General features: G+C 53.8%; 17 protein-coding genes. 11 read left to right on the top strand and 6 right to left on the bottom strand.

All coding sequences use genetic code 11. The annotated features are described in order from the left end of the window. Positions 1 to 11 precede the first annotated feature (11 nt). The 6 genes from rplK (at position 12) to rplL (ending at position 4,477) form a co-directional block, all read left to right on the top strand. Positions 12 to 443 (top strand): 50S ribosomal protein L11, encoded by a 432-nt coding sequence (gene rplK / locus ABJV08_RS04140; RefSeq protein ID WP_348041423.1) that lies wholly within the window; start codon positions 12 to 14, stop codon positions 441 to 443. Between the two features lie 4 nt (positions 444 to 447). Next, positions 448 to 1,149: a 50S ribosomal protein L1 gene (gene rplA / locus ABJV08_RS04135; protein ID WP_348041425.1), complete on the top strand. Its 702-nt coding sequence runs from the start codon at positions 448 to 450 to the stop codon at positions 1,147 to 1,149. Between the two features lie 184 nt (positions 1,150 to 1,333). Then, a complete protein-coding gene (locus ABJV08_RS04130) occupies positions 1,334 to 1,714 on the top strand; it encodes a GFA family protein (RefSeq protein ID WP_348041427.1) in 381 nt (126 codons plus the stop codon). 261 nt (positions 1,715 to 1,975) lie between these two features. After that, a complete protein-coding gene (locus ABJV08_RS04125; RefSeq protein WP_348041429.1) occupies positions 1,976 to 3,154 on the top strand; it encodes a Yip1 family protein in 1,179 nt (392 codons plus the stop codon). A gap of 394 nt (positions 3,155 to 3,548) precedes the next feature. Then, positions 3,549 to 4,061 (top strand): 50S ribosomal protein L10, encoded by a 513-nt coding sequence (gene rplJ / locus ABJV08_RS04120; protein WP_348041431.1) that lies wholly within the window; start codon positions 3,549 to 3,551, stop codon positions 4,059 to 4,061. Between the two features lie 41 nt (positions 4,062 to 4,102). Then, positions 4,103 to 4,477, top strand: coding sequence for a 50S ribosomal protein L7/L12 (rplL, locus tag ABJV08_RS04115; protein WP_348041433.1), 375 nt, complete (start codon positions 4,103 to 4,105; stop codon positions 4,475 to 4,477). 56 nt (positions 4,478 to 4,533) lie between these two features. Here the strand turns inward: rplL and ABJV08_RS04110 are convergent, their stop codons facing one another. Beyond that, positions 4,534 to 5,073 (bottom strand): acyloxyacyl hydrolase, encoded by a 540-nt coding sequence (locus ABJV08_RS04110; protein WP_348041435.1) that lies wholly within the window; start codon positions 5,071 to 5,073, stop codon positions 4,534 to 4,536. Positions 5,074 to 5,200: 127 nt separating this feature from the next. Here ABJV08_RS04110 and ABJV08_RS04105 point away from each other — a divergent pair, with 127 nt between their 5' ends. Then, entirely contained in the window at positions 5,201 to 5,740 is a 540-nt protein-coding gene (locus ABJV08_RS04105) for an adenine phosphoribosyltransferase (protein WP_348041437.1), read from the top strand. A gap of 4 nt (positions 5,741 to 5,744) precedes the next feature. Beyond that, on the top strand, positions 5,745 to 6,452 hold the full coding sequence (locus ABJV08_RS04100; protein WP_348041439.1) for a 5'-methylthioadenosine/S-adenosylhomocysteine nucleosidase: 708 nt from the start codon (positions 5,745 to 5,747) through the stop codon (positions 6,450 to 6,452). Here the strand turns inward: ABJV08_RS04100 and ABJV08_RS04095 are convergent. Continuing rightward, entirely contained in the window at positions 6,449 to 7,888 is a 1,440-nt protein-coding gene (locus tag ABJV08_RS04095) for a carotenoid oxygenase family protein (protein WP_348041441.1), read from the bottom strand. The genes ABJV08_RS04100 and ABJV08_RS04095 overlap by 4 nt on opposite strands. 47 nt (positions 7,889 to 7,935) lie before the next feature. Here ABJV08_RS04095 and ABJV08_RS04090 point away from each other — a divergent pair, with 47 nt between their 5' ends. Beyond that, on the top strand, positions 7,936 to 8,562 hold the full coding sequence (locus tag ABJV08_RS04090; RefSeq protein ID WP_348041443.1) for a WHG domain-containing protein: 627 nt from the start codon (positions 7,936 to 7,938) through the stop codon (positions 8,560 to 8,562). On the opposite strand, the gene ABJV08_RS04085 is transcribed toward ABJV08_RS04090, so the two are convergent. The 4 genes from ABJV08_RS04085 to ABJV08_RS04070 are packed head-to-tail and all read right to left on the bottom strand — an operon-like array spanning position 8,554 to position 10,587. Further along, on the bottom strand, positions 8,554 to 9,267 hold the full coding sequence (locus tag ABJV08_RS04085; protein ID WP_348041445.1) for a DUF4386 domain-containing protein: 714 nt from the start codon (positions 9,265 to 9,267) through the stop codon (positions 8,554 to 8,556). The genes ABJV08_RS04090 and ABJV08_RS04085 overlap by 9 nt on opposite strands. Next, positions 9,264 to 9,491, bottom strand: coding sequence for a helix-turn-helix transcriptional regulator (locus tag ABJV08_RS04080; protein WP_348041447.1), 228 nt, complete (start codon positions 9,489 to 9,491; stop codon positions 9,264 to 9,266). The genes ABJV08_RS04085 and ABJV08_RS04080 overlap by 4 nt, the downstream gene beginning before the upstream one ends. Further along, positions 9,491 to 10,027 (bottom strand): DUF2975 domain-containing protein, encoded by a 537-nt coding sequence (locus ABJV08_RS04075; RefSeq protein WP_348041449.1) that lies wholly within the window; start codon positions 10,025 to 10,027, stop codon positions 9,491 to 9,493. The genes ABJV08_RS04080 and ABJV08_RS04075 overlap by 1 nt, the downstream gene beginning before the upstream one ends. Next, a complete protein-coding gene (locus tag ABJV08_RS04070; protein ID WP_348041451.1) occupies positions 10,027 to 10,587 on the bottom strand; it encodes a DUF2975 domain-containing protein in 561 nt (186 codons plus the stop codon). The genes ABJV08_RS04075 and ABJV08_RS04070 overlap by 1 nt, the downstream gene beginning before the upstream one ends. A 134-nt stretch (positions 10,588 to 10,721) precedes the next feature. Here ABJV08_RS04070 and ABJV08_RS04065 point away from each other — a divergent pair, with 134 nt between their 5' ends. Together ABJV08_RS04065 and rpoB are read left to right on the top strand one after the other, a co-directional pair. Continuing rightward, a complete protein-coding gene (locus tag ABJV08_RS04065; RefSeq protein WP_348041453.1) occupies positions 10,722 to 11,426 on the top strand; it encodes a hypothetical protein in 705 nt (234 codons plus the stop codon). Between the two features lie 200 nt (positions 11,427 to 11,626). Continuing rightward, positions 11,627 to 16,042 (top strand): DNA-directed RNA polymerase subunit beta, encoded by a 4,416-nt coding sequence (gene rpoB / locus ABJV08_RS04060; protein ID WP_348114720.1) that lies wholly within the window; start codon positions 11,627 to 11,629, stop codon positions 16,040 to 16,042. Positions 16,043 to 16,071: the final 29 nt, after the last annotated feature.

Here is a 16,071-nt window from a genome sequence, read left to right as displayed (position 1 = left end):
AGGACAGCCAAATGGCTAAAAAAATTGATGGCTATATCAATTTGCAAGTACCTGCCGGTATTGCAAATCCATCCCCGCCGATCGGTCCAGCATTGGGTCAGCGCGGCGTCAACATCATGGAATTCTGTAAGGCGTTTAACGCGGCTACAGACAAGCTTGAAAAAGGCACACCGATCCCGACCAAGATTACGGTCTATGGCGATCGCAGCTTTACCTTTGAAACCAAGACCCCGCCAGCAAGCTATCTGATCAAGAAGCTCGCCAAGCTGAAAAAAGGTTCAAGCGAACCTGGCAAAGTATCAGGCGGAACAATCAAATCTTCGCAGATCAAAGAAATTGCTGAAACCAAAATGGTCGACCTCAACGCCAACAGCATTGAGCAAGCCATGAAAATCATCGAAGGCAGCGCGCGTTCGATGGGCATCGACGTGGTGGGAGGATAAGAATATGGCGAAACTCTCCAAAAAAATGCAGGCGGTCAACGAAAAAGTCGATCGTGAAAAACTGTACAGCATCGACGAAGCAATCAAGACGCTGAAAGGCCTCGCATCGACGACCAAGTTCGATGAAACGCTTGATATTGCTATCAACCTCGGTGTTGATCCTCGCCATGCAGACCAAATGGTTCGCGGCGTGATCTCGCTTCCTGCCGGCACGGGTAAAGAAACCCGCGTTGCTGTATTTGCCAAGGATGCGAAAGCAGACGAAGCAAAAGAAGCAGGCGCTGATACGGTTGGCGCAGAAGATCTGATGGAAGCCATGCAAGGTGGCGACCTCAACTATGATCGCATCATCGCAACCCCTGACATGATGGGCGTTGTCGGCCGTCTCGGTAAGGTTCTTGGTCCAAAAGGCCTGATGCCTAACCCGAAACTCGGCACGGTTACCCCGAATGTCGCGCAAGCGGTCAAAGACGCCAAAGGCGGCCAGATCGAATATCGCGTTGAGAAAGCGGGTATCATCCACAACGGCATTGGCAAGACCAGCTTCAAGGAAGCAGATCTGCGCAAGAATTTCGATGCGCTGGTCAATGCTGTCGTCAAAGCTAAGCCAGCCGGTGCAAAGGGCAAATATGTCAAGAAAATCGGCCTGAGTTCAACCATGGGCCCAGGGCTCAAGATTGATCTCAACGAGATTGAAGGCGCCTGATAAGCCCCGGGCTCAGCCCGAAGATTTAATAAAAAGGCCGGGCGCAATCCCGGCCTTTTTTTTGGGTTAAGCACTCGGCATGCGTGCCAGTGTCACCCGTCCGAAATCCAGCCGACAATTTCAGAGTTTCAAACGGAAAGATTTTTCCCTTAGGATAGTCACCGAACTAATCCGGGAGGAAAATATGCACAAAGGCTCCTGCCTCTGTGGCGCAGTAAAGATTACAGTCGCGGGTGAACTGCCCGAGGCCGATGCCTGCCATTGCACCCAATGTCGCAAGCAGTCCGGCCATTATTGGGCTTCTACCGATGTCCCCACCAGCTCTGTGAGCGTGACGGGCGAAGACCATGTCCGCTGGTATCAATCCTCAGACAAAGTCCGCCGTGGCTTTTGCGACACGTGCGGCGCATCTCTGTTCTGGGATCCCATCCATCACGACAAGATCGCCATTGCCATGGGCGTGTTTGACACGCCGACGGACACCAAAATCTGGAGTCACATCTTTGTCGCTGACAAGGGAGACTATTATACAATTGAAGAAGGGGTTTTGCAGCGGGACACTTAAAGTCCTGTTGGCCTCAGATCTTAAAACGGACCTGCGCGCCAAGTGGACATAGCGAAACCGGTTTCCTGACATTCCTCAGTGATCTGCCTCACTGCCATCGCTGTTTAACGGACTATGATAGCGCCAAGAACTTAGTTGGTTGCGCCCAGGCGATACTATAAATAGCTATTTCTACAGGATATATTACACAATCGAAGCAAGGACAGACCTTGCCTAGATTTCACATCCATGCTCGTTTGTGAGCATCATAGGAGGACGATAGTGGTCGAGAAAAATTTTCCAAATGCCATAGTGGATCGGGTCAAAGGTATATTGATGAAGCCGAAGGCGGAATGGTCTGTCATTGATGGCGAGACCACATCCGTAGCAGAAATTTATAAATCCTACATTCTCCCGCTCGCAGCAATCGGGCCCGTCGCGACACTGTTCCATTCGCTGGTCTTCGGACACGGCGCCTTTGGCATCACCTATCGCCCGTCTTTCTTGAGCGCCATTTCTACCGCAATAGTCAGCTATTTGGCGACCCTCATCATTGTCTATCTTTTGGCTTTGCTGATTGACTTTTTGGCCCCGAAATTTGGCGCGACAGCCAATCGGGACAAGGCGTTCAAGATTGCTGCCTATAGCGCCACTGCCGGTTGGGTTGCGGCCATTTTCAATCTTGTGCCGGGCTTGGGCATGCTCTCGCTTCTCGGGCTTTATAGTGTTTATCTTCTATACACCGGCCTACCCATATTGATGAAAGCGCCAGAAGATAAGAGCATCGCTTACACCGCTGTTATCGTGGTCTCCGCCGCCGTTGCCGGATTCATTCTGAGCGCAATCATGGCTCCCTTGATGCTACTCTTCGCTGGCGGGGCCTCTACATTGGATGATGATAGCAGGATCGCCGGAACCGTTTCTGTTCCGGGCGTCGGCTCTTTGGATCTCGGCAAATTGGAAGAAGCCGGCGAAAAACTCGCTGCTGCTAGCGAAAAGGCCCAGAACGGCGACGCATCGCCCGCTACACCACCAGCCCAATTGCTCGAACTATTGCCAACCAGCCTATCCGGCGGGCTGGATCGGTCCGGTTTTGAAACCAACGGCGGTTCCGTTGCCGGCATTGGAGGATCGGCCGCCGAGGCCACCTACGGCACCGGCGAAAATAAGATCACTCTCGAAATCACCGATCTGGGCGGGGTCGCAGGCCTTGCTGCGTTGGGCGGAGCCCTGAACATCGAATCAGAGAAACAAAGCGGAACGGTCCAGGAGAAAACCGGCAAGGTTGACGGAAGAATGACAACAGAACGCTATGATAGCAGCAACCGACGGGGCCGCTACAGCGTGATTTTTGCTGATCGCTTCAATGTAGAGGCCAAAGGCAAGGTCGATTCCATTGACGAATTGAAAGCTGCCGTTGCGGCCATCGACTTGAAAACGATGGAAAGCCTTGCCGAATAAAGAGGCAGATCGGAAGTCAGGTCCGAGGCGCTGACGGCGAGATTCGGCGCCTATGGCGCAGCGACAGCTCTTGACTTCCTTGCCCCATCCTTTAATGGCTCCCCTACAAATTGCGGTTCGGTCAAACGAATCACAATTTCCGTCCGAGACAGCGGGTGAGGGTAATTTGGCCCTCTTAATTTCCAGCCTAGACGGGGATCAGTTTTTTCGTGTGGAGACACACGGGTTCGCAGCCAAGGTTAGCTAACCTGGCAGAGCAGCCAAAACCCCCCTTCGGATTATACAGGATTGATTTCGATCAATCCTTTCGCTCGTCATGCTGAACCTGTTTCAGGATGACGGTAACTAGAATGGGATATGGGTTTCGGCTCATATTCATGTGAAGGAGCAAAATATGGATCGTGGTCAAAAGACCGAAGCGATTGCCGCTCTGAACGCAGCTTTCAAAGAGGCCGGGGTCGTCGTGGTAACACGCAACCTGGGTCTGACTGTCGCTCAATCAACCGAGCTGCGGACGAAAATGCGGGCAGAAGGCGCAAGCTTCAAAGTCTCTAAAAACCGCCTTGCCAAACTGGCTCTTGAAGGAACCGACTATGCCCCGATAGCAGATTTGCTAACGGGTCCAGTCGCGCTCGCAACATCGGATGATCCGGTGGCTGCTGCAAAAATTGCAGTTGCATTTGCAAAAACCAACGACCGTTTGGAAATCGTTGGTGGCGCAATGGGCGATACCCTTCTGGACGAAGCTGGCGTTAAATCGCTGGCCTCTATGCCTTCGCTTGATGAACTGCGCGGAACGATTGTTGGACTGCTTCAAGCACCAGCAACCAAAATCGCTCGGGTTCTTGTCGAGCCGGCAACCAGTGTTGCACGCGTAACCAGCGCTTATGCTGCTACGGGTGAGTGAACTTTTACCGATTAAATTGATTAGAAATTTGGAGTTATAAAATGGCTGATATTGCTAAACTTGTTGAAGAACTTTCGAAACTGACCGTCATGGAAGCGGCTGAACTGTCTAAAGCTTTGGAAGAAGCTTGGGGCGTTTCTGCAGCGGCTGCTGTTGCTGTTGCTGGACCTGCGGCTGCAGGCGGTGGCGAAGCTGCTGAAGAGCAGAGCGAATTTGACGTAATCCTGACCGGCGACGGCGGCAAGAAAATCCAGGTGATTAAAGAAGTCCGTGCGATCACGGCTCTCGGCCTCACCGATGCCAAAGCCCTCGTCGAAGGCGCGCCTAAGGCCGTCAAAGAAGGCGTTAGCAAAGCCGAAGCAGAAGAAATCAAAGGCAAGATCGAAGCTGCTGGCGGTACCGTCGAGCTCAAGTAAGCTTTTCGACTACAACCAATTCAAGGGGCGGGTTCCAATGCGGAAGCCGCCCTTTTTTATGGCAGTTTGATGACCAGCCGGGCACCAATGATATCCAACCCGGGATTCTGAACGCTACTGAAGATACCCGCGTGGCTGAGATGGACCCATGTGGCTTCCAAGTCGGCCTTGTTCGACAATCGCACACCCACTGACAATTCCGGTTCAAACAATATCCGCGATCCCAATTGGGTTTGCGAGCCGTCAGGGGCGAAGCGCAATTCGGGGCCATCATGAACGGCAATACCGATGCCAGGACGCACATAGACCTTGTCCCCGAACTTCCAGCTCAAGCCGGCTGCAGCAAAACTGGTATCGCCAGAGAGGTTGATCGATGCCAATATATAAGGCGACGGCTTGCCGATAAAGGACAGGCCTTCAATCGGGTCTCCGCGATAGCCGACCTGAAAATCAACGCCTTCCTGATTGGAATCCACCGCGATGATGGTGGCCACCTGATGCGCCGCCAACCCGCCATATAGTTCATCCGCTTGCGCTGGACTGGAAAGGGCCAGGGCAGCAAAACTGGCGGCAAGCGATATCTGAAACTTGGTCATGATCCATCCATAGAGCGATTCTGGATAACGCGGAAGCTGCCCGATATGCCGGTCTCTTTCTGGGGCAGGGTGATTGACAGAGTTTAACGGCTCCGCGACTAGGGTTTGGAAAAAGAGAAGGGACAACATGGCCGACAATCAGGACCTGATCGATCTGGTTCGGACAATTCCGGACTATCCAAAGCCGGGAATCCAGTTTCGCGATGTGTCGACCTTGCTGCTCGAGGGGCCAGCCTTTCGACAAACCATCGACCGGATGATCGCGTTGGTGGATCCCTCACGTTTCGATCTGATTGCAGGGATAGAAGCGCGCGGCTTCATCGTTTCGGCAGCAATGTCTTATGCCTTGCAAAAGGGGAAGGTCATGTTGCGAAAGCCGGGGAAATTGCCAGGCCAGTCGGTGAGCATCGACTATGCGCTGGAATATGGAACCGACCGGATTGAGATGCATGTCGATGCGGTCCAGCCGGGGCAGCGGGTGCTGCTCGTCGATGACCTGATTGCCACCGGCGGAACAGCAATGGCAGGTGTCCAATTGTTGCGGGGTCAGGGTGCGATAGTCGAATCGGCGCTTTTCATTGTCGACCTGCCTGACCTTGGCGGCGCTCAGAAACTGGCCGGCGCCGGAGTGCAGCCCATGGCATTGATGGCCTTTGCCGGTGATTGATGCCTTGAGGAATATCAATCGGATAGCCATTATCACTGGCGTTCAAGATGAAGCGGATGCCTTTCTTCGGGACCAAAGTGCGGATCGAGAAGCCAGTCCCTTTGGCGACTATCGGACCCTATATCATCCAAGGCTGAACAAGATTCCAGCAAAGCTGGCGGTCCTGTGTTCAGGCATCGGGAAAGTGCACGCCGGGGCGGCCGCGATGTTTTTGCGACAGCATTTCAAACCGGACCTGTTTCTTGTGATTGGCACAGCAGGTCAGGTAAGCGACGGTGAAGGCGATTGCTTCTATCTGCATGAAAGCGTGCAGGCCGACTATGGGACGTTGGAGAAATTCGGCGATCACGGAGGATTTACCCACTATGACGCAGGCGCTTGGCCAATCGGGCCAGCGGAATGGTCCCCCTTTGCGGCCCTGCCCCAGCCTGATGGGCTGGGCCTGCCCCATGCCCGCATTGCCACGGCGGACTGCTTTGTGAAATGCCCGGACCGCTCCGGCTATTTGCGCGATGCGCTAAAGGCGGATCTGGTAGATATGGAGACAGCAGCCGTGGCGCAAATCGCCACGCTACTCGATATACCATGGGCCGGGATCAAGGCGGTGACCGACGGCGCGAACAGCGAAAGTTCCGGCGACTTTCACGCCAATCTGGAACGGGCTGCCAACCGCGCCGCCCGAGAGGCAGCGCGGTTTATCGAATTGCTTTAGTTTTCGACCCAATTGCCGTGAAATCCCGGAGGGATGCGATGCGGCAAATATATAACCGCCTGTGGTTTCCCAAGAAAATCATCTGCATTCAGAATTTGTAGCTCGGTGGTTTCATTGCTCATATCGATCACCAAGCCGATCAACCAACCTTCATCTTCGCCGGAGTCCTCGCTGCGAGGGACGAATATAAATTCCCCGGGATGGCGATCTTCGCCAAAGGTTCGAACAGCGGTTTTCCCCGTTGTCAGATCATGTTTGAACAATTCTGTGCCCGCCATGTCGAGCTCATCCGGACGCCCTGCAAGCGCTATGCTATAAATATAGCGATAATCTTGCGTGGTCTTCCGTTCGTCGTAACGTGGAAATTCCTGCGCCCGATCGTGCAATATCTTGCGATCCACTCTCTTCGCCTCCGGGTCAACCGTCCAGCGCTCAAGCCGCGACCATGTTCCGCCCGGGCCGAAAGTCGTCCGCGCGTAGGTGCTTTCGTGCACCACAACATCAACAATGACCTTGCCGTCTTCCGTTTCAAATGCATTGGCAGGGTGATAGACGTAACAAGGATCAACGTCGCACCAGATAGTTTCCATACCCAGGCCATTGCGGGGGCACAGTCCAACACGCGCCGGATGATCCGGATTCCAGTCATAAGGAAAGGTAAAACCGGCGAGCATGCGTTTCATCGAAAAAGTTGCAGGCAGATCAAAAACCAACACGTAATTGTCGGTGATCTGGCAATCGTGGATGGACGGGCCATCCTTGACCGGGATCGGTTCCTGCCGCTTCACCAGTCCATCCGGACCGAGCACGGTGTGCCAGACTGTGTCGGCAACCGGTGCATCATAAACAATGGCATGTCTTTCGCCGGTCTTGGGGTCAAGATGCGGGTGAGCGGAAAATCCGTGCTGTAACGTGCCATCAAACGGGTTGTGCGCGATCGTTTCCAGTTCATCAGATAATTCCACCGGGTATCCACCAGCCTCGACAATCGCAAAGGTCCGGCCGTTAATCCCGACCACATTGGTGTTTGCGGTATCGGTTCGCGGCTTGCGGGTACCGGGCTTGCGGTCCTCTCCCAAAGCATCGCTGACCTGGTTGGACCGCACCCAGCGGTTGCGATACCACAGAGCCTTGCCATCTTCGATCCGGATACCGTGCGTCATGCCATCTCCGACAAACCAGTGGTAGCTTGCCTCGTCGGGAGGAGTGACCGGATTGGGGCCGATGCGCAGATAACGGCCGTCGAGGGTTACCGGAATTTCTCCATCGACCTGCAAATCAGCAAGCGTCACTTCTTCGGTCATCGGCTTGTGCGGGCCGGTCAAATAGGGGTGTCCGCCTTCCGGTGCTTTCATCCGTTTGCGGTTGAGGCCGGCAACGCCTGTCAGAACGGGGGTTACGGCAGCGCGAATGGTTTTTTCGATTACGGAAGCCATGGTGAATTTCCTTTACACGTACAAGCAGGAATGTTTATGCCGTTAACATGAACGCAAATGATAACAGTGTCAACATTAAAGGCGAAACCAAGAACGCAAGTAGCTATCACCATGGGGATCTGCGCAAAGCGGTGCTTGAACTGGGTATGGTGCGGATTGAGAAACAAGAACATCCCGACGTTGGACTGCGCGCTCTGGCGCGGGATCTCGGCGTCTCAGCAACAGCGCTATATCGGCACTTTCCCAACAAAGACGCTCTGCTGGATGCATTGGCGCTGGAAGCGCTCTATCGCCTGGGCAGCAATCAGGCCAAGGCTGGCATGGCAGCAGGCGGAGGCCGCGAAGGTTTTCTAGAAGTCGGGATTACATATGTCGAATGGGCGGTCGCCAACCCTGCTCTTTTCCGGTTGATTTACAACCGTGTCGAAAATGTCGATCTGGCGGATTGCGATCCCGATGAAATGGGCGAGGCGTTTCGCCAGTTAAAGGCCGGCATTGCCGCCATGATGCCCGGTGAAATGCCGGAGGAAAAACGCACGGCCGCCGCTTTGCATTCTTGGTCGCTGGTACACGGGCTAGCGATGCTAATCCTGGATGGTCAGATTGCATATGATCCGGAGCTGGTTCGTAAAGTTGTGACGATGATGGACTTCGGTTTGAGCCAATCAGACTGAACGAACGCCCTTGATCGCAAGATAAAGTCCTGTCCCGACCAATGCGATTAAATTCGACGCCATGAACGAAAGCGTAACTGCATTGTGCCCGACAATAGGTATGAAGTCCCGGACAACGACCGCTGTGACGACAAAGAGCGAGGCAAACAAACCCCAGCCGGCGAGAATCTTGGGCAACAAACCAGATTTCAAAAACAGATAGAAAAATCCAGCCATGGATGCGCTTGAAAGAATCAGGCCCAGATGGAAAGATGTATAATCTGAGGTCGCTTGCAGACCGGTAAGCAAAAGCCGCTGATCATCACTGGCGAGTTGGGCATAAGCAACATCACCTGCGATTTCAGCCGCGGTCAAGGCAAACACCGCGCCGAGCAATGATAATATGGCGGAGCCCAGGCTGACCAAAAGGCTCCACCCGGCCAGCAGTTGACCGGATGGTTTGAGAAGCAGGAACAATCCGACACTCACCGCCACTCCAAGACCGAATGTTGCAAGCCCAATATAGGCTTTCGCGCGCAAATGCGTTTCGGCTTCCAGCATATTTTGCGCTGTGGCGATTACATCTGCGGACAGATTTATGTCGATGCCCTCCACTACAAATAGCGCTGATACTATCCCGATGAAGATGGTTCCCAACAAGGAACAGCCAGCTATCCGGCCTATTTTTTGAGGGCTGGCTTGCAAGGCGCTATCTTGGATGTTCATCCGATCGATCCTTTTGCCGCGGCCTCATCAAACGCCAGCAAATCGCCAGGCTGACAATTAAGTTCGCGGCATATCGCCTCCAATGTCGTGAACCGCATGGCCTTGGCCTTGCCGGTTTTCAATATGGAGAGATTGGCGAGCGTTATGTCGACCCGCTCTGCCAGCTCGGTGAGGGTCATCCGGTTGTCGTGCAACAGATCGTCGAGCTTCACAGTGATCGCCATCAAATCAATCCCTTCAATTCGCTACGCATGTCGGTGCCTTGGCGAAAGACGCGGGCAAAAACAAACAAAGTGATGACCATCAACATTCCCGTAAAATCCCAGAAAACGTCCACGGTTGATGTTGGTCCCTTAAAGGCCGTTTCAACGATCAATCCGAAAGCCGCTGTGGGAATGTAGATCAACTGGATCGCGAGCAAAAGAAAGGCCATCCGCTGCAATCGGTCTGCATTGCTGGCGATGAATGGATCGCCCTTGACCACGGTGTCGGCGATATTTGCCAGATTGCGAAAGAACATCCACCACAGAGATAGGGCCGTCGACACCAGCAGCATTAGCAGCACGACCGGGCCAACTGGATAGTGCGATTCTGCAATCGAGAAATGTTGGTGAACAGCCTGCAATATATGGTCAGAGAAGACGACCGCGAGCGGCACCGCAAGCAGAACCAGCGCAGCGGCGATGGCAAAGAGATGCTGGCCCGCCTTTAGGGCGAAAGCCCCGGTTTTTAAAAAGGGATCAGCGATTATATTGATCATCAAATTGTCCCTTCCAGCTCGTCCTGCATGTCAGCGCCTCGATCAAAGACCCGGGCGAGGATGATCAGAAGCAGCACCAACAAAATGCCGGTGACCGAAATGCCGCCATCGATCGACATGTGGAAGTCCCGATCCGGCTTCACCTCTCCCAGGGTCGTCAGAATTGTTGTGGCGAGCACGCCTCCAAAAAATGTCACCACCTGAATCGCAAATACCGCGACGCCCATGCCGCGCAGTCGCGTGCCGTTTATCCGGGTGAAAGGATTGCCTTCCGCCACCGAGTCCACAATTCGGCGCAGGCGGTTGATAGAAAAGAGCGTCAGCAGCAACATGACCACCGCAAACATCATGATGCCTGCAATCATCCAGACAACTTCGGTGCCGGGCGGCGCAACAAAAACGTCCGCCATCCCTTTTGTTACCTTGTCCGCGAAGATCAAAATCGATGGTATGCCGACAACCAGCCCGCCGACCCCGAGCACCAACAACCATTTGGTGAAAATCAATATCCCGCGTGCTGACTTCAGCACCATATCATTTGCTTCTTTGGTTTCCGTCATTGCTGATTCCATTTCTGATTCGTCATTGTTTATCGTTCTTCAATATCACAATATCGATAATCGTCAATTATTTTATTGTTTTTCGATATGCTTCACTTTATTCGGCATCTCAAGGCAGCACCAAAGGAAAGCCAATGTCGTTCATCATCTTCATTCATATCAGCATGGGAACACTCGCCGTTTTCGCAGGCGCGGGTGCCCTAATGGTGCGCAAAGGCTCACGCCCTCATCGCATGATCGGCACTATATTTTTCGGCACCATGCTGATCATGGCCGCCGCTAGCATTTATCTGGCCATTGCCAAGCCGATGGCAATTTCAATCTTGGTCGGCGTTTTCACAATCTATCTCGTTGCCACATCTTGGCTTGCGGCGCGTGGAACCAGAAGCGGGACGAGCATGTTCGACTATCTGGCGCTTGCACTGGCACTCGGCGTTGCCGTTGGCGGGCTGGCCTTTGGGCTGGAGGCACAAAACAGCCCGACCGGCCTGAAGGACGGCTTGCCAGCCTTCCCCCATTATTTTTTCGGAGCACTGGCTTTGTTCGCGGCAGCAGGCGACATCTCGTTGATTGCGAAACGTGGTATTGCCGGCAAACAGCGCATCGCCAGGCATTTGTGGCGGATGTGCTTTGCCTATTTCATTGCTGCCGGCTCCTTGTTCACCGGCCCGGGAGCATCGGCCTTTCCCGAAGCGGTTCGTGAAAGCGGTATTTTGTCCGCACCGGAACCACTAATTTTGGCCATCATGCTTTTCTGGCTGGTGCGCATAGGGGCGACAAAATGGTATCAGGCGGATCCAAGTGACGGACAGGTGCCAAAGGATATTGCCAACCCTTGACCAAAATCCAACATCTCTCTATATCCCGCGCCTACCACAGATTTCGAGACAGGGCGTGCAGTCGCGCGGCACGCCAAAAGAAATGGAATTTGAACGGTTTTCAGGACGCTAAGAAGCTGCAGTTTCCCGCTTTGGGAGACATGCGGCTTTTGTCGTCTTGAAGCGCCTCCACATTTTGATTTTCCGCCGGTTTTCCGGCGATGGCGAGAAGGCAAAACTATATGGCTACCCAAGCAGCTTCGGTCAAAACGACGGCTCCGACACCCACCCGAAAAAAGCGTATTCGCAAAATCTTCGGCGATATTCACGAAGTCATCGAGATGCCGAATCTCATCGAAGTACAGCGCGAATCCTATGAACAGTTTCTGCGTTCTGATGCCTCGATCGGATATGTGTCTGGCCTCGAAAAAACGCTGCGCAGCGTTTTCCCGATCCGCGACTTTGCCGGTACCGCTGAAATGGACTTCGTCAACTATCAGCTCGAAGATCCCAAATATAATGTAGAAGAATGCCGTCAGCGCGGCATCACCTATGCAGCGCCGATGAAAGTCACGCTGCGTCTGATCGTCTTTGAAGTCGATCCAGAAACGGAAGCGCGCTCGGTTCTCGATATTAAAGAGCAAGACGTTTATATGGGCGACATGCCTTTGATGACCAAGAACGGCACGTTCGTCATCAATGGCACCGAGCGCGTCATTGTCAGCCAGATGCACCGTTCGCCCGGCGTATTGTTTGACCATGACCGCGGCAAGACCCACAGCTCTGGTAAATTCCTCTTCGCCGCCCGTGTCATTCCATATCGCGGCAGCTGGCTCGACTTTGAATTTGATGCCAAAGACATCGTCAACGTCCGCATCGACCGGAAGCGCAAACTACCTGTGACCGCATTGCTGCGTTCGCTGGGTGACGCAATTCTCGAAGTCAAAGAAAAGAAGCCTGATTTCAAAGTCGGCGAAATGGTTCGGGTTGGCGGGATGAAACAGCCTGCCGAAATCCTGGAAATTGACGGCAATCTGATCACCATCCGCGAGCCGATGGGCGCAATCGAATTTAACGGCGGCAAGATTGAAGATGAAGGCCGCACTAAGAGCGCTGAAATCGTCAAGATCGTCAAGCAGGGCTATTCGGAAGAAGATATTCTGAACCTATTCTACGAGCGCATTGTCTACAAGCGTGCGAAAGATGGCTGGACCATTCCTTTCGTAGCAGAACAGTGGCGCGGGCTTAAGCCGACCTTCGACATTGTCGATTCGGAGAGCGGCGAAGTCGTTTTCGAAGCCACCGCCAAAATCACGCCGCGCGCTGCGAAAAAGGCAGAATCCGATGGCATGAAAAACATCGTCATCCCGACCGAAGAAATTTTCGGTCGCTACAGCGCCTTTGATCTGATCAATGAGAAAACTGGTGAGATCTATATCGAAGCTGGTGACGAAGTAACCGCCGAAAATCTTGAGAAGATTGACAATGCCGGCATCGACGCGCTCGAATTGCTGGACATTGACCATGTCACGACCGGCCCTTGGATCCGCAACACCTTGAAAGTCGACAAGGCTGAAGATCGGGACGGCGCGCTGTCCGATATCTATCGCGTCATGCGCCCTGGTGAACCACCAACGCGTGAAACCGCTGAAGCCTTGTTCGAAGGCCTGTTCTTTGATCCTGAGCGCTATGACCTTAGCGCTGTGGGTCGTGTCAAACTCAACATGCGTCTCGAACTTGATGCGCCTGCTGACTATACGATCCTCCGCAAGGAAGATATTCTCGCCGTCGTGAAAACCCTCGTCGATCTGAAAGACGGCAAGGGCGAAGTTGATGACATTGATAACCTCGGAAACCGCCGTGTCCGTTCGGTTGGCGAACTTCTGGAAAACCAGTATCGCGTTGGCCTGTTGCGGATGGAGCGTGCCGTTAAGGAGCGCATGAGCAGCGTAGATGTATCCACAGTGATGCCGAACGATCTCATCAATGCGAAACCTGCTGTTGCAACGGTTCGTGAATTCTTCGGCTCTTCGCAGCTGTCCCAATTCATGGATCAGACCAACCCGCTTTCAGAAGTTACGCATAAACGCCGTGTATCGGCGTTGGGCCCCGGTGGTCTGACCCGTGAACGTGCCGGCTTTGAAGTCCGCGACGTTCACCCGACCCACTATGGCCGGATTTGTCCGATTGAAACGCCTGAAGGTCCGAACATCGGCCTGATCAACTCGCTCGCTTCGTTTAGCCGCGTCAATCAATATGGCTTCATTGAGACACCTTATCGGAAAGTCGTCGACAACAAAGTAACCAACGATGTGGTCTATCTTTCCGCGATGGAAGAGCAGAAGCACACCGTAGCACAGGCAAACGCCGACCTGACCGCAGACGGCAGCTTTGTGGAAGAAATCGTTTCTTCCCGTCAGGCTGGCGAATTCCTGATGGCGCCACGCGACATCATTACCCTGATGGATGTTAGTCCGAAACAGCTGGTATCCGTTGCTGCTTCGCTCATCCCGTTCCTGGAAAATGATGACGCCAACCGCGCACTCATGGGATCGAACATGCAACGCCAGGCTGTGCCTTTGGTGAAAGCCGAAGCGCCGTTTGTCGGCACCGGCATGGAAGAAACCGTGGCCCGCGACTCTGGCGCTGCCATTGCCGCGAAACGCGCCGGTATTGTCGATCAGGTGGATGCCACCCGTATCGTGATCCGCGCATCGGGCGCCGTGGAAGCCGGAAAATCGGGCGTGGACATTTACACGCTTCAGAAATTCCAGCGTTCCAACCAGAACACCTGCATCAACCAGCGTCCACTGGTGAAGGTTGGCGAAATCGTCCAGAAGGGCGACACGATTGCTGATGGTCCGTCCACGGATATGGGCGAATTGGCGCTTGGCAAAAACAGCCTCGTCGCCTTCATGCCTTGGAATGGCTACAATTACGAAGATTCCATCCTGATCTCCGAGCGGATTGTGAAAGACGATGTCTTCACCTCGATCCATATCGAAGAATTTGAAGTGATGGCGCGTGATACCAAGCTGGGCCCTGAAGATATCACCCGTGATATTCCGAATGTCGGTGAGGAAGCCCTGCGCAACCTCGACGAAGCAGGCATTGTCTATATTGGTGCTGAAATCGAGCCAGGCGATATTCTCGTCGGCAAGATTACGCCCAAAGGCGAAAGCCCGATGACGCCGGAAGAAAAACTCCTCCGCGCCATCTTCGGCGAGAAAGCATCCGACGTTCGCGACACGTCTTTGCGACTGCATCCCGGCGTTGCTGGTACGGTTGTCGAAGTTCGTGTGTTCAACCGCCACGGTATCGACAAGGACGAACGTGCCCTGGCGATCGAACGCGAAGAAATCTCGCGCTTTACCAAGGATCGTGACGACGAACGCGCTATTCTGAACCGTGCAACCTTCAACGCATTGAAGGATATGCTGATTGGCCAGGTCGCGACCTCCGCTCCGAAGCCGATGAAGAAGGGTGCTGAAATCACTGCAGAAGGCCTGACCGAACTGGAACAGGTCGACTGGTGGAAGATCGCGGTCAAGGATGACCAGGTTCAGTCCGACTTTGAAGCGACCCGTCAACAATATGACGAAGCGATCAAACTGATCAACGAGCGGTTCGAAGACCGTCGTGAGAAGTTGGAACGCGGCGACGAACTCGCACCGGGCGTGTTGAAGATGGTCAAAGTCTTCGTCGCGGTGAAGCGCAAGCTGCAACCCGGCGATAAAATGGCTGGTCGTCACGGAAACAAAGGGGTTATTTCCCGCATCCTTCCACAAGAAGATATGCCGTTCCTGGAAGACGGTACACCGGTTGACATCGTGCTCAATCCATTGGGTGTGCCTTCGCGAATGAACGTCGGGCAGATTTTCGAAACCCACCTTGGCTGGGCCGCACGTGGTCTTGGCGAACAGGTAACGAAAGCTCTGGAAGAGTGGAAGCTGGCAAATCCAGATCCGAAAGCGGCACCGCCGCCGGATGCCGTCAAGGAACGGCTCAAGGTCATCTATGGCGAACAATATCATGATGATATTGATAGCCGTGATTCCGATGAGATCGTCGAAATGGTTGGCCATCTTCGCCACGGCGTCCCGATGGGAACGCCAGTGTTTGACGGTGCCCATGAAAGCGATGTTTCCGACATGCTGGAATTGGCGGGTCTGGATCGCAGTGGTCAGGTCAATCTGTTTGACGGCCGTACCGGCGACAAGTTCGACCGTAAGGTGACCGTGGGCTATATTTACATGCTCAAGCTTCACCATCTGGTCGACGACAAGATCCATGCTCGTTCCATTGGCCCCTACAGCCTGGTCACGCAGCAACCTCTCGGCGGTAAAGCCCAATTCGGCGGACAGCGTTTCGGGGAAATGGAAGTCTGGGCACTGCAAGCATATGGCGCGGCTTACACGCTGCAGGAAATGCTTACGGTCAAATCGGATGATGTCATCGGCCGGACCAAGGTTTACGAAGCGATCGTCAAAGGCGACGATACATTCGAAGCCGGCGTGCCGGAGAGCTTCAACGTTCTGGTCAAGGAAATGCGGTCGCTCGGCCTCAACATCCAACTCTCCAGCTTTGGTGACGACGATGAGGAAGACGACGACGGGATTGCGATAGCGGCGGAGTGAAGCCCGAGCTTCACACCACGCAGCATTTC

It is taken from the genome of Parasphingorhabdus sp. (genome assembly GCF_039982395.1).
Lineage (GTDB): Bacteria > Pseudomonadota > Alphaproteobacteria > Sphingomonadales > Sphingomonadaceae > Parasphingorhabdus.
This window is presented reverse-complemented; position numbering and strand designations above follow the sequence as displayed.